15 protein-coding genes are annotated in these 11,747 nt (G+C 61.0%); 9 read left to right on the forward strand and 6 right to left on the reverse strand.

Features of this window, described 5'->3' with window-relative positions:
* Nucleotides 1-64 precede the first annotated feature (64 nt).
* The 4 genes from AB3G88_RS00150 (at nt 65) to AB3G88_RS00165 (ending at nt 4,264) form a co-directional block, all read left to right on the forward strand.
* Nucleotides 65-1,024 carry a 2-dehydro-3-deoxygalactonokinase gene (locus AB3G88_RS00150; RefSeq protein WP_480452688.1) on the forward strand — a complete coding sequence of 320 codons (960 nt, stop codon included), beginning with the start codon at nt 65-67 and terminating at the stop codon, nt 1,022-1,024.
* Between the two features lies 1 nt (nt 1,025).
* Complete coding sequence (locus tag AB3G88_RS00155; protein ID WP_112192839.1) at nt 1,026-1,646, forward strand: 2-dehydro-3-deoxy-6-phosphogalactonate aldolase; 621 nt, start codon at nt 1,026-1,028, stop codon at nt 1,644-1,646.
* A gap of 48 nt (nt 1,647-1,694) precedes the next feature.
* On the forward strand, nt 1,695-2,843 hold the full coding sequence (gene dgoD, locus AB3G88_RS00160; RefSeq protein ID WP_099586165.1) for a galactonate dehydratase: 1,149 nt from the start codon (nt 1,695-1,697) through the stop codon (nt 2,841-2,843).
* A 116-nt stretch (nt 2,844-2,959) separates the two neighbouring features.
* Nucleotides 2,960-4,264, forward strand: coding sequence for an MFS transporter (locus tag AB3G88_RS00165; protein ID WP_112192840.1), 1,305 nt, complete (start codon nt 2,960-2,962; stop codon nt 4,262-4,264).
* A gap of 174 nt (nt 4,265-4,438) precedes the next feature.
* Here AB3G88_RS00165 and AB3G88_RS00170 read toward each other — a convergent pair whose 3' ends face one another.
* The 3 genes from AB3G88_RS00170 to trpB form a co-directional block, all read right to left on the reverse strand.
* On the reverse strand, nt 4,439-4,879 hold the full coding sequence (locus tag AB3G88_RS00170) for an anti-virulence regulator CigR family protein (protein WP_112192842.1): 441 nt from the start codon (nt 4,877-4,879) through the stop codon (nt 4,439-4,441).
* Between the two features lie 135 nt (nt 4,880-5,014).
* Entirely contained in the window at nt 5,015-5,824 is an 810-nt protein-coding gene (gene trpA / locus AB3G88_RS00175; RefSeq protein WP_480452691.1) for a tryptophan synthase subunit alpha, read from the reverse strand.
* A complete protein-coding gene (trpB, locus tag AB3G88_RS00180) occupies nt 5,824-7,050 on the reverse strand; it encodes a tryptophan synthase subunit beta (protein ID WP_112192844.1) in 1,227 nt (408 codons plus the stop codon). The genes trpA and trpB overlap by 1 nt, the downstream gene beginning before the upstream one ends.
* A 110-nt stretch (nt 7,051-7,160) precedes the next feature.
* Here trpB and AB3G88_RS00185 point away from each other — a divergent pair, with 110 nt between their 5' ends.
* Nucleotides 7,161-8,060 (forward strand): LysR family transcriptional regulator, encoded by a 900-nt coding sequence (locus tag AB3G88_RS00185; RefSeq protein WP_112192845.1) that lies wholly within the window; start codon nt 7,161-7,163, stop codon nt 8,058-8,060.
* Here the strand turns inward: AB3G88_RS00185 and AB3G88_RS00190 are convergent.
* Nucleotides 8,057-8,383, reverse strand: coding sequence for an ElaB/YgaM/YqjD family protein (locus AB3G88_RS00190; RefSeq protein ID WP_003170746.1), 327 nt, complete (start codon nt 8,381-8,383; stop codon nt 8,057-8,059). The genes AB3G88_RS00185 and AB3G88_RS00190 overlap by 4 nt on opposite strands.
* 155 nt (nt 8,384-8,538) lie before the next feature.
* Here AB3G88_RS00190 and AB3G88_RS00195 point away from each other — a divergent pair, with 155 nt between their 5' ends.
* Both AB3G88_RS00195 and AB3G88_RS00200 read left to right on the forward strand, forming a co-directional pair.
* The gene (locus tag AB3G88_RS00195) at nt 8,539-8,754 is read left to right on the forward strand and encodes a dodecin (RefSeq protein WP_032885105.1); all 216 of its coding nucleotides are present in this window, start codon (nt 8,539-8,541) and stop codon (nt 8,752-8,754) included.
* A 116-nt stretch (nt 8,755-8,870) separates the two neighbouring features.
* On the forward strand, nt 8,871-9,095 hold the full coding sequence (locus AB3G88_RS00200) for a DUF1161 domain-containing protein (RefSeq protein WP_058424398.1): 225 nt from the start codon (nt 8,871-8,873) through the stop codon (nt 9,093-9,095).
* Between the two features lie 59 nt (nt 9,096-9,154).
* Here the strand turns inward: AB3G88_RS00200 and AB3G88_RS00205 are convergent, their stop codons facing one another.
* Complete coding sequence (locus AB3G88_RS00205; RefSeq protein ID WP_099586172.1) at nt 9,155-10,156, reverse strand: LLM class flavin-dependent oxidoreductase; 1,002 nt, start codon at nt 10,154-10,156, stop codon at nt 9,155-9,157.
* A 220-nt stretch (nt 10,157-10,376) separates the two neighbouring features.
* On the opposite strand from AB3G88_RS00205, the gene AB3G88_RS00210 reads away from it, so the two are divergent.
* Both AB3G88_RS00210 and AB3G88_RS00215 read left to right on the forward strand, forming a co-directional pair.
* A complete protein-coding gene (locus tag AB3G88_RS00210) occupies nt 10,377-10,808 on the forward strand; it encodes an OsmC family protein (protein ID WP_099586173.1) in 432 nt (143 codons plus the stop codon).
* A gap of 207 nt (nt 10,809-11,015) precedes the next feature.
* Nucleotides 11,016-11,255 carry a DUF1161 domain-containing protein gene (locus tag AB3G88_RS00215; RefSeq protein WP_034110558.1) on the forward strand — a complete coding sequence of 80 codons (240 nt, stop codon included), beginning with the start codon at nt 11,016-11,018 and terminating at the stop codon, nt 11,253-11,255.
* On the opposite strand, the gene AB3G88_RS00220 is transcribed toward AB3G88_RS00215, so the two are convergent.
* The gene (locus AB3G88_RS00220) at nt 11,256-11,678 is read right to left on the reverse strand and encodes a PA0061/PA0062 family lipoprotein (RefSeq protein ID WP_191958764.1); all 423 of its coding nucleotides are present in this window, start codon (nt 11,676-11,678) and stop codon (nt 11,256-11,258) included.
* Nucleotides 11,679-11,747 lie beyond the last annotated feature (69 nt).

An 11,747-nucleotide genomic window follows, 5' to 3' on the forward strand; every position in this document is an offset into this window, starting at 1 on the left:
ATATTGAGACTTTCTCGCCCATAGGTTTATATTCGCCGCATCCGCTCTGAACTCAGGTGAAGCGATGCAGGCGCAATTGATCGCGCTCGATTGGGGGACCAGCTCCCTTCGTGCTTACAAACTCGGCCCCGCTGGCGTGGTGTTGGAACAACGCTCGCTGGCGTCGGGCATCATGCATTTGCCCAGTGAGCCCCGGGACATCGCCGGCGTGCGTTGCAGTGACGGTTTTGAATTGGCCTTCGACGCGGCCTGCGGTGACTGGCTAGACGCCCAACCCGGCTTGCCGGTGATTGCTTGCGGTATGGTCGGCAGCGCCCAAGGCTGGAGCGAAGCGGCTTATCGCAATACTCCGGTCGATGTCGCCAGCCTCGGCCAGGCTCTGCATGCCGTGCGCAGCCTGCGCGGTGTCGATGTGCACATCGTGCCGGGTGTGATCGAGCAGGTCGGTTTGCCCAATGTGATGCGCGGCGAAGAAACCCAAGTGCTGGGCGTGCTGCAGGGTTTAGGCGCTGAAGTGTTGATTGGCCTGCCGGGCAGCCACTCCAAGTGGGTCGAGGTCGTCGATGGCCGTATCACTCACTTCGATACGTTCATGACCGGTGAAGTCTTCGCCGTGCTGAGCAAGCACAGCATCCTCGGCCGCACCCAGAAGACCCCCGAAGCCTTCCAGGCCGACGCCTTTGACCGCGGCGTGCACGTGGCGTTGTCCCAAGACGGCCAGCGCGGCGTGCTGTCGACCTTGTTCAGCGCCCGCACCCTGGGGCTCACCAGGGAACTCGCTGGCGACCAGCAGCCCGATTATCTGTCTGGCCTGTTGATCGGCCACGAACTCGCCGGCCTGCCGGCCAGTGCCCGCAAGACCCCCATCATCCTGGTGGGCGCCGCGCCCCTGTGCGCCCGCTATCAACGCGCCCTCGCCCTTTGCGGCTTCGCCCACGTCAGCCTGGCGCAGGAAGCCACCGAGCGCGGCCTGTGGCAACTGGCCGTGGCGGCCGGGCTGGTTCAACCTGTATCGGAGGCCTGACATGCTCAAGCAAGCACTCGCACAAAACGGTTTGATCGCAATCCTGCGCGGCCTGCGCCCGGATGAAGCCCAGGCGGTCGGCCAGGTGTTGTATGACGCCGGTTTCCGCGTGATCGAAGTCCCGCTGAATTCGCCGGACCCGTACACCAGCATCCGCACCCTGCGCGACAGCCTGCCCGCCGATTGCCTGATCGGTGCCGGCACGGTGTTGACACCCGAACAGGTCGGGCAGGTCAAAGCGGCTGGCGGCCAAGTGATCGTCATGCCCCACAGCGATGCCAAGGTGTTGCGCGCCGCCAAAGCGGCGGGCCTTTACCTGTCGCCGGGTGTGGCCACGCCGACCGAAGCCTTTGCGGCCCTCGCCGAAGGCGCCGACGTGTTGAAGTTGTTCCCAGCCGAGCAAATGGGCCCGGCAGTGATCAAGGCGTGGCTGGCGGTACTGCCGGCGGGCACGCTGCTGTTGCCGGTAGGCGGCATTACCCCGGACAACATGCAGGTGTTTACCGACGCCGGCGCCAAGGGGTTCGGGCTGGGTTCCGGGTTGTTCAAGCCGGGTATGACAGTGGATCAGGTAGCGAGCCGTGCCCAGGCTTATGTCGCCGCCTGGAAAGCCCTGAGCTGATATCAAGTTCCGCGCCCACAGGCGCCGCATCTATAAGAGAGATAACAGATGAAAATCACCAAACTGACGACCTATATCGTCCCGCCGCGCTGGTGCTTCCTCAAGGTCGAGACCGACCAGGGCGTGACCGGCTGGGGTGAGCCCGTGGTCGAAGGCCGCGCACACACCGTGGCGGCTGCCGTTGAAGAATTGTCCGACTACCTGATCGGCAAAGACCCACGCAATATCGAAGACATCTGGACCGTGCTCTATCGCGGCGGCTTCTACCGTGGCGGCGCCGTGCACATGAGCGCCCTCGCCGGTATCGACCAGGCGCTGTGGGACATCAAGGGCAAGGCCCTCGGTGTATCCGTCAGCGACCTGCTGGGCGGCCAGGTGCGCGACAAGATCCGCGTGTACTCGTGGATCGGCGGCGACCGTCCGGCCGACACCGCTCGCGCTGCCAAAGAGGCCGTGGCTCGCGGTTTTACCGCCGTGAAAATGAACGGCACCGAAGAATTGCAGTTCGTCGACAGCTTCGAAAAAGTCGACCTTGCCCTGGCCAACGTGGCGGCCGTGCGAGATGCGGTTGGCCCTAACGTGGGTATCGGCGTCGACTTCCATGGCCGGGTGCACAAGCCCATGGCCAAGGTCCTGATGAAAGAACTGGACCCGTACAAACTGATGTTTATCGAAGAACCGGTGCTCAGCGAAAACTACGAAGCGCTCAAGGAACTCGCACCGCTGACCAGCACGCCGATTGCCCTGGGCGAGCGTCTGTTCTCACGGTGGGACTTCAAGCGCGTGCTCAGCGAAGGCTACGTCGACATCATCCAGCCGGACGCCTCCCACGCCGGCGGCATCACCGAAACCCGCAAGATCGCCAACATGGCCGAAGCCTACGACGTGGCCCTGGCCCTGCACTGCCCGCTGGGCCCGATCGCCCTGGCGGCTTGCCTGCAACTGGACGCGGTTTGCTACAACGCGTTTATCCAGGAGCAAAGCCTGGGCATTCACTACAACGAGAGCAACGACTTGCTCGACTACGTGCGTGATCCAGGCGTGTTCGACTACGACAAGGGCTTCGTGAAGATCCCCAACGGGCCGGGCCTGGGCATTGAGATCAACGAGGAATACGTGATCGAACGCGCGGCTATCGGCCACCGCTGGCGCAACCCGATCTGGCGCCATGCCGACGGCAGCTTTGCCGAGTGGTGATTTCTGCCTGAAAGAACAGGGGTCAAAAAATGTGGGAGGGGGCTTGCCCCCCTCCCACACTTGATCCGGTTTTTTCAGAAGGCCCACCTCAATAAACATAAGAAGAGGCAACCCCCATGCACCCTGAATCCCTCACCGGACAGGCGTCTTTAGTCACGCCTACCCGAAAGCGCTACTTCATCATGGTGTTGCTGTTTATCACCGTGGTTATCAACTACCTCGATCGCAGCAACCTGTCGATTGCCGCGCCGGCGTTGACCAGTGAGTTGGGGATCGACCCGGTGCACGTCGGCCTGATTTTCTCCGCGTTCGGCTGGACCTACGCTGCCATGCAGATCCCCGGCGGTTGGCTGGTGGACCGCGTGCCGCCGCGCATCCTCTACACCGCCGCCTTGCTGTTGTGGTCCATCGCCACCGTGATGCTCGGTTTCGCCGCCAGCTTCATTGCGCTGTTTGTACTGCGCATGGCCGTGGGGGCGCTGGAAGCCCCGGCCTACCCGATCAACAGCCGCGTGGTCACCACCTGGTTCCCTGAGCGCGAGCGCGCGACGGCGATCGGTTTCTACACCTCCGGGCAGTTTGTCGGGCTGGCGTTCCTCACGCCCGTACTGGCCTGGCTGCAACACTATTACGGCTGGCACATGGTGTTTGTCGTCACCGGTGGCGTCGGTATTTTGTGGGCGGCGATCTGGTACGCGGTGTACCGCGAGCCAAAGGACTTCAAAGGCGCCAACGAGGCTGAAATCCAACTGATCCGCGACGGTGGTGGCCTGGTGGATATGCAGGCGCAAACCGTCAAGGCGCCGTTCAGCTGGGTCGACCTGGGCATCGTGCTGAGCAAGCGCAAACTCTGGGGTATCTACCTGGGGCAGTTCTGCCTCAACTCTACCCTGTGGTTCTTCCTGACCTGGTTCCCAACCTACCTGGTGAAATATCGCGGCATGGACTTCATCAAGTCCGGTTTGCTGGCATCGCTGCCGTTCCTGGCTGCGTTCGTGGGTGTGCTGTGCTCGGGGATTTTTTCCGACTGGCTGATTCGCCGGGGTGCGTCGGTAGGCTTTGCGCGTAAGTTGCCGATCATTGGCGGGTTGTTGATTTCCACAGCAATCATCGGCGCCAACTATGTGGACTCAACCGCATGGGTGATCGCGTTCCTGGCGGTGGCGTTCTTTGGTAACGGCCTGGCGTCGATTACCTGGTCACTGGTATCGACCCTGGCACCGGCACGGTTGCTGGGCCTGACGGGGGGCGTGTTCAACTTCATCGGCAACCTGTCCGCGATTGCCACGCCGATCGTGATTGGTTTTCTGGCCAGCGGCGATTCGTTCGCGCCAGCGATTACCTATATTGCGGTGCTGGCGTTGCTTGGGGCGTTGTCCTACATCCTGCTGGTGGGCAAGGTCGAACGGATCCAGTTGTAAAAAAAGGTCAATAGCGCCCAGTCCCATTCCAGCACCAGCCAAAGCACCTCTTTGGGTGCGTCCGGCATTGCCTTGAAATAATAGGTGGTTAGACGGCAAGAGGCATGAAGTGCGTTGAAGGGTGAGCAAAACGCTCACCCTTCAAGCCTAGCGGACATTCGAGAGGTTATTCGGTCAGTTCAGCACACCGTCCAGAATCTCGTAGACGATGCCTGTACCCACAGCAATCAACACCACATCCGGTCCCGAACGGCGCCATTCGTAACCCTGGTACACCGGCAGGCGGGCCAGGGCGCGGTTGTCCAGGCGTTCGCCGTAATAGCCGCGAGGCAGTGGCTCGCCGCGAACCAGGCGCACATTTGGCGGCGGCGGTGCGCCCCGGGAGAACTGGCCATGGTTGTCGTGGATGATCTGGCGCACCGGGCCGAAGTCCTGGGGTGGGCCGCCGCGACGGTTGGCCTGTGGGCCACGATGGTCGTCGCCGCGTTGCTCGTGCTGGCCTTGCGGGCCGCCACGGTCATCACCTCGCTGGTCAGGCGGCGCGGCTTGCACCAGGGCGCTGGCGCCAAGCACCAGCACGCCAAGACCTGCAATCACGGATTTGGGCATTTTCATCGGGTATTCCTCAGGGCACACAAACAAAAAAGGGACGTCGAACGCAGTTCGAAATCCCTTGGTCTTGCTGTTTAGGCCGTGAAGCGGCGAGTTGATTCCTCTGTATCAGGAACTTTACCTCTGGCTACATGGCGCTTACTTACGGGCGTTACGCACACCTTCCGACAGCGCCGCGCAATGGCTCAACACCCCGTCGATGGCTTGCTTGTGGTTGCTGGCATTGGCGATGTGATCGATCAACGCTGATCCCACTACCACACCGTCCGCCAGGCGAGCGATGGCCGCGGCTTGTTCCGGCGTGCGGATACCAAAACCGATACTGATCGGCAGGTCGGTATGGCGGCGCAGGCGGGCCACGGCTTCTTCGACGTGCTCCAGGGTGGCGGCACCGGCACCGGTCACACCGGCCACCGAGACGTAGTACACAAAACCGGAGCTGCCGTTGAGGACGGTCGGCAGGCGCATGTCGTCGGTGGTCGGCGTGGTCAGGCGGATAAAGTCGATACCTGCCGCCTGGGCCGGGTCGCACAGCTCGCCGTTATGTTCCGGGGGCATGTCGACCACGATCAGGCCGTCGACACCGGCTTCCTTGGCGTCGGCGATGAACGTGGGCACGCCGTATTTGTGGATCGGGTTGAAGTAGCCCATCAACACCAGCGGGGTGTCGTTGTTGTCTTTGCGGAACTCGCGAACCATCTGCAGGGTTTTCAGCAGGTTCTGCTTGGCTTCCAACGCCCGGATATTGGCCAACTGGATGGCTGGGCCGTCGGCCATCGGATCGGTGAAGGGCATGCCCAGCTCGATCACATCGGCGCCGGCGGCCGGCAGGCCCTTGAGGATTGCCAGGGACGTGTCATAGCCAGGGTCGCCGGCGGTGACGAAGGTCACCAGGGCGGCGCGGTTTTGTTCTTTGAGTTGGTCAAAGCGCGTTTGCAGGCGGCTCATCAGTGTTTCTCCTGCTGGGACTGTTCCATATGGTGCATCACGGTCTGCATGTCTTTGTCGCCACGGCCAGACAGGTTGACCACCATCAGGTGATCCTTGGGCAGGGTCGGTGCGCGTTTGAACACTTCGGCCAGGGCATGGGCGCTTTCCAGGGCAGGGATAATCCCTTCCAGGCGGCAGCATTTATGGAAGGCATCCAGCGCTTCGTCGTCGGTCACCGAGGTGTACTGGACGCGGCCGATGTCGTGCAACCAGGCGTGTTCCGGGCCGATGCCAGGGTAATCCAGGCCGGCGGAAATCGAGTGGGCGTCGATGATCTGGCCGTCGTCGTCCTGCAGCAGGAAGGTACGGTTACCGTGCAGTACACCCGGTACGCCACCGTTGAGGCTGGCCGCGTGCTTGCCGGTTTCGATGCCGTGGCCGGCGGCTTCCACGCCGATGATCTCGACGCTGGTGTCATCCAGGAACGGGTGAAACAGGCCCATGGCGTTGGAACCGCCGCCGATGCACGCCACCAGGCTGTCCGGCAGGCGGCCTTCCTGGGCTTGCAGCTGGGTGCGGGTTTCCTTGCCGATCACGGCCTGGAAGTCGCGCACCATCGCCGGGTACGGGTGTGGGCCGGCCACGGTGCCGATCAGGTAGAAGGTGTCGTCGACGTTGGTCACCCAGTCACGCAGCGCTTCGTTCATGGCGTCTTTCAGGGTGCCGGTGCCGGCAACCACCGGGATCACTTCGGCGCCCAGCAGCTTCATGCGGAACACGTTGGCCTGCTGGCGCTCGATGTCGGTGGTGCCCATGTAGATCACGCATTGCAGGCCGAAACGCGCGGCGACGGTGGCGGTGGCCACACCGTGCATGCCGGCGCCGGTCTCGGCAATGATGCGTTTTTTGCCCATGCGCCGCGCCAGCAGGATCTGGCCGATGCAGTTGTTGATCTTGTGCGCGCCGGTGTGGTTGAGCTCTTCGCGCTTGAGGTAGATCTTGGCGCCGCCGCAGAACTCAGTCAGGCGCTCGGCGAAATACAGCGGGCTTGGACGGCCCACATAGTCGCGCTGGAAGTAGGCCAATTCCTCGTTGAATGCCGGATCGATCTTGGCCGCTTCGTATTCGCGGGCCAGGTCGAGGATCAACGGCATCAGGGTTTCGGCAACGTAGCGGCCGCCGAATGCGCCAAACAGGCCGCTGGCGTCAGGGCCGTTGCGTAGATCGGTCTGGGACTGAGTCATGGGACGCTCCAGGAAAAAAGGTGTGTAACTGACAATGAGGGCCACTCTACCCCTGACGCTCCCGACTGAAAACCGATAAGATCGCCGTAACCTGTCAGGAAAACTCACAGATGAGCCGAGACCTTCCACCCCTCAATGCCCTGCGCGCGTTTGAAGCCACCGCGCGGCTCAACAGTGTCAGCCAAGCGGCTGAGCAGTTGCATGTGACCCACGGAGCAGTCAGCCGACAGTTGAAGGTGCTTGAGGAACACTTGGGGGTCAGTCTGTTCATCAAAGACGGGCGCGGCCTTAAACTCACAGATTCCGGCGTTCGGCTACGGGATGCCAGCTTCGAGGCATTCGAGCGGTTGAGGGATGTATGCGCCGAACTGACCCAGGCCAGCGCCGACGCGCCGTTTGTGCTCGGCTGCTCGGGGAGTTTGCTGGCGCGCTGGCTGATCCCGCGCTTGGGGCGTTTGAACTCAGACTTGCCGGACTTGCGCCTGCACCTGTCAGCAGGTGACGGCGACCTTGATCCTCGGCGCCCCGGCCTGGATGCCCTGCTGGTCTTCGCCGAGCCACCGTGGCCGGCGGACATGCAGGTGTATGAGCTGACCAGTGAGCGCATCGGCCCGGTGATGAGCCCGCGCTTCAACGGTTACGAACGGCTGCGCCAGGCGCCCGCCTCGTCTTTATGTGGCGAAGCGCTGCTGCACACGACCTCGCGCCCCCAAGCCTGGCCCAGTTGGGCGCAGCAACACGGCATCGAACCCGGCGCGTTGAAACACGGCCAGGGTTTTGAGCATTTGTATTATTTGCTGGAAGCAGCAGTGGCCGGGCTGGGTGTGGCGATCGCGCCGCAGCCGTTGGTGGCCGAGGACGTGCGTGCAGGTCGGCTGGTGGCGCCGTGGGGTTTCAGTGAAACCCCGGCGCACCTGGCATTGTGGCTGCCCAAACGCGCCGCAGACGGGCGCGCCGGGCAACTGGCGCAGTGGCTCAAGGCTGAGCTTTCGCGCCAGCCGGGGAGTTAATCACCACGCTTGCACAGCAGATAAGCGGCGAGCAGGCCCAATGCACCGACAGCCACACCGGCTGTAGTCCATGGGTGCTCTTGCGCGTAATCCCGGGTAGCGACACCGGTTTCGCGGATTTTGACTTTGCTTTCTTCATAGGCGTCGCTGATCAGGTGGCGGGAGTGCTTGAGGGCATTCTCGGCATTGCTTTTCAGGGCCTTCAAGGTTTTGCGCGACTCATCCGACGCATCGTCCTTGAGGCTTTCAAGGGACTTGAGCAGGCTCGAAATCTCGGCTTCCATGCTTTCCAGCGACGCTTTGCGTAAAGAAGTGTTGGCCATGTGGACTCTCCTGAAGTGATTGAGTGGCGTGTGTAGATACCGACTCCAGCGGTTTCAGAAAGTGCAGTAAATCTGAACTTTCGAGTAGGAATGGCCGCCAGAAGCAGTACGAACATTGACTGCTACGCTTGCTTAACGACCCTAGGAGAACTGCCATGAGTGATCACCACACCTACAAGAAAGTCGAATTGGTTGGCTCATCGACCACGAGTATCGAGGACGCCATCAACAATGCCATTGCTGAAGCCAACAAGAGCATCAAGCACTTGGAGTGGTTTGAGGTGACTGAAACCCGCGGGCATATCGAAAACGGCAAGGTCGCCCACTACCAGGTCACCCTCAAGGTGGGGTTCCGAATTGCCAGTAGTTGATCGGGCGAGTTGAACTTTGCCGGCTGGCCGATTGCCATAACCTGCGCTACAACCAATGGGTGCCGACGCCACAAGCGTCGGCACGCTCTTTTTGATCAGCGCAAGGAAAGTAACGGATGAAGAAGTTCCTGTTAGCGGTAGGTTTGTTGAGCATTGCCGGCACAGCCCTGGCGGCGGGCAAGCCTTGTGAGGAGCTGAAAAGCGAAATTGCCGCGAAAATCGACGCCAAGGGCGCTTCGGGTTATTCGCTGGAAGTGGTGGATAAAGGCGCCTCGACCGACGCTAAAGTGGTCGGTAGCTGTGAAGGCGGCACCAAGGAAATCGTCTACAAACGCGGTTGATTGCGTGTTTCAGACATAAAAAACCGACGCAGGTGCGTCGGTTTTTTTTCGCCTGGGTTTTAGCCCTTCATCAACTGCGCCAGCAGCTCGTAGGAATGAATCCGGTCGGCGTGTTCATACAGGTCGCTGGTAAAGATCAGCTCGTCGGCGCCGGTTTGCTCGATCAACACCTCCAGTTTGGCGCGGATCTTCGCCGGGCTGCCGACCATTGCCAGGCCGAGGAAGCTTCCCACCGCATCTTTCTCATGGGGCAGCCACAGGCCGTCCATGGTATCGACCGGCGGGCGCTGCACCAGGCTTTGCCCACGCATCAACGCGAGGATGCGTTGGTACACCGAGGTGGCCAGGTAGTCGGCCTGTTCATCGGTGTCAGCGGCCACCAGCGGAATGCCGAGCATCACATAAGGCTTGTCCAGCACCGCCGATGGTTTGAAGTGATTGCGGTACACGCGAATCGCTTCATGCATCAGGCGAGGTGCGAAATGGGAGGCGAAGGCGTAGGGCAAACCGCGCTCGCCTGCCAGTTGTGCGCTGAACAGGCTGGAACCGAGCAACCAGACCGGCACGTTGGTGCCGGTGCCGGGTACGGCAATGATGCGTTGGTCGGGTGTCCGTGGGCCCAGGTAGGCCATCAGCTCGGCAACATCTTCAGGGAACTCATCGGCGCTGCCGGAGCGTTCTCTGCGCAGAGCGCGCGCGGTCATTTGATCGGAACCCGGCGCACGGCCCAGGCCCAGATCGATACGGCCGGGGTAGAGGCTTTCCAGGGTGCCGAACTGTTCGGCGATCACCAGCGGCGCGTGGTTGGGCAGCATCACGCCACCGGAGCCGACGCGGATCGTCGACGTACCGCCCGCCAGATAACCCAGCAACACCGAGGTGGCCGAGCTGGCGATGCCGTCCATATTGTGGTGTTCAGCCACCCAGAAACGGTTGTAGCCAAACTTTTCCACATGCTGGGCCAGGTCCAGGGAATTGCGCAGCGACTGCGCCACACTGCCATTGGCCCGCACGGGCACCAGGTCGAGGGTCGAGAACTTCACGTCGGACAGCGATTTCATAAGCCTGCTTCTCCAATAGGGGCGCAGGCTTTTTAGACGATCCAAAACCTGCCGCTTCATGTGCATGCTCTATGCAATGAGGGCATATACCCGAGATTCAATAGCTGAGCAGAAATTTCCTACTGGATTGCTAGGTTTCTCCGACAAGAAGATGAACTTTGCCAAGCGGTCTATCCTCAGAACCCTTACTGACGCAAAACCACCGTTCGAGGAGACCGCTATGAGTATCGTTAAAAAAGCATCCGCGCATTGGGAAGGTGACCTGAAGACGGGCCTGGGGTCTATCTCCACGGAAACCGGCGTGTTGCGCGAAGCGCCCTACGGCTTCAAGGCACGTTTTGAAGGCGGCAAGGGTACTAACCCGGAAGAACTGATTGGTGCGGCGCATGCCGGCTGTTTCTCCATGGCGTTTTCCATGATTCTGGGCGATGCGGGGCTCAAGGCTGACAGCATCGACACCCAGGCCGAAGTGACGCTGGACCAGGTCGATGGCGGCTTTGCTATTACGGCTGTGCACCTGATCCTGAAAGCCAAGATCCCAGGCGCGAGCCAGGCGCAGTTCGATGAGCTAAGCAAGAAGGCGAAGGAAGGCTGCCCGGTGTCCAAAGTGTTGAATGCAACAATCAGCCTGGACGCCACGCTGGTCAACTGACCGCGTAGGTCCACTGTGGGAGGGGGCTTGCCCCGATAGCGGTCTTTCAGTCATATAAATGTCGACTGATCCACCGTTATCGGAAGCAAGCCCCCTCCTACATTCAGTTCTGCGTTAAATCAGAACTCGTGTTTCCAAACTGTGGTCGAATAGCCATATGCAGCCTAGGCGCACACCCGTGCGCAGTGCATTCAGGGAGCTTCACACATGAAACGTTTTGCCTTGGCGATCATCTGCGGTGTGTTGGCCACTTCGGCCGTGGCCGCGCCGAAAGATTGTGAAGAGCTCAGGAAAGAGATCGAGGTCAAGATCCAGGCTAACGCGGTGCCGTCCTACACCCTGGAGATCGTCAGCAAGGAAGAAGCTGATAAGCACGACGTAGCCATGGTCGTCGGCAGTTGTGAGAACGGCACCAAGGCGATCGTCTACCAAAAAAATAACGACTGATCAGAGGCAGTTCACGCTGCGCTCTTCAGCCAGTAACTGGCGGGCGGCGTTATACAGGCGGATATTTGGCGTGTAGCCCAACGAGCGTCCTTCCAGGCGATAACGTTGGCCTGCTTCGAAATGGTCGTACTGCAGCGTAATGAAGCAGGTTCGCTCGGTCGTTTGGCCAAAACTGCTGAAATTTCCGCCCGTAGGCACTTCAAAATCAAAACGTACCATCAGCTCGTGGCCGCCAGGCGGGACTTGGAAGTAGCGTCCGTCATTAAGGTTCTTGCCGTCCAGGCGCTGTGCCATCACCAGCTTGGCGCCCGGCGTTGGCGTGGCAAAATCAACCCATGCTTGTTGCGGATCGGCGGGAGGCACCGGGGTTGACGTACAGGCGCTGATGAACACGGCGGCGACGCAAAGCAAGAGCTGACGCATGACAGGCACTCGATGACAGGACGGGTATCTCGGTCAGTATAAACACGAACCCATCAGCCAAGAGCAGTC

The sequence above is a fragment of the Pseudomonas arvensis genome, from assembly GCF_056688935.1.

What these genes read in the sequence shown, in the direction of transcription:
- AB3G88_RS00190 (WP_003170746.1), bottom strand. Translation starts at nt 8,383, where the DNA reads ATGGCCAACACTTCTTTACGCAAAGCGTCGCTGGAAAGCATGGAAGCC.
- trpA (WP_480452691.1), bottom strand. Translation starts at nt 5,824, where the DNA reads ATGAGCCGCCTGCAAACGCGCTTTGACCAACTCAAAGAACAAAACCGC.
- trpB (WP_112192844.1), bottom strand. Translation starts at nt 7,050, where the DNA reads ATGACTCAGTCCCAGACCGATCTACGCAACGGCCCTGACGCCAGCGGC.
- AB3G88_RS00170 (WP_112192842.1), bottom strand. Translation starts at nt 4,879, where the DNA reads ATGAAAATGCCCAAATCCGTGATTGCAGGTCTTGGCGTGCTGGTGCTT.
- AB3G88_RS00155 (WP_112192839.1), top strand. Translation starts at nt 1,026, where the DNA reads ATGCTCAAGCAAGCACTCGCACAAAACGGTTTGATCGCAATCCTGCGC.
- AB3G88_RS00185 (WP_112192845.1), top strand. Translation starts at nt 7,161, where the DNA reads ATGAGCCGAGACCTTCCACCCCTCAATGCCCTGCGCGCGTTTGAAGCC.
- AB3G88_RS00165 (WP_112192840.1), top strand. Translation starts at nt 2,960, where the DNA reads ATGCACCCTGAATCCCTCACCGGACAGGCGTCTTTAGTCACGCCTACC.
- AB3G88_RS00220 (WP_191958764.1), bottom strand. Translation starts at nt 11,678, where the DNA reads ATGCGTCAGCTCTTGCTTTGCGTCGCCGCCGTGTTCATCAGCGCCTGT.
- dgoD (WP_099586165.1), top strand. Translation starts at nt 1,695, where the DNA reads ATGAAAATCACCAAACTGACGACCTATATCGTCCCGCCGCGCTGGTGC.
- AB3G88_RS00195 (WP_032885105.1), top strand. Translation starts at nt 8,539, where the DNA reads ATGAGTGATCACCACACCTACAAGAAAGTCGAATTGGTTGGCTCATCG.
- AB3G88_RS00200 (WP_058424398.1), top strand. Translation starts at nt 8,871, where the DNA reads ATGAAGAAGTTCCTGTTAGCGGTAGGTTTGTTGAGCATTGCCGGCACA.
- AB3G88_RS00205 (WP_099586172.1), bottom strand. Translation starts at nt 10,156, where the DNA reads ATGAAATCGCTGTCCGACGTGAAGTTCTCGACCCTCGACCTGGTGCCC.
- AB3G88_RS00150 (WP_480452688.1), top strand. Translation starts at nt 65, where the DNA reads ATGCAGGCGCAATTGATCGCGCTCGATTGGGGGACCAGCTCCCTTCGT.
- AB3G88_RS00215 (WP_034110558.1), top strand. Translation starts at nt 11,016, where the DNA reads ATGAAACGTTTTGCCTTGGCGATCATCTGCGGTGTGTTGGCCACTTCG.
- AB3G88_RS00210 (WP_099586173.1), top strand. Translation starts at nt 10,377, where the DNA reads ATGAGTATCGTTAAAAAAGCATCCGCGCATTGGGAAGGTGACCTGAAG.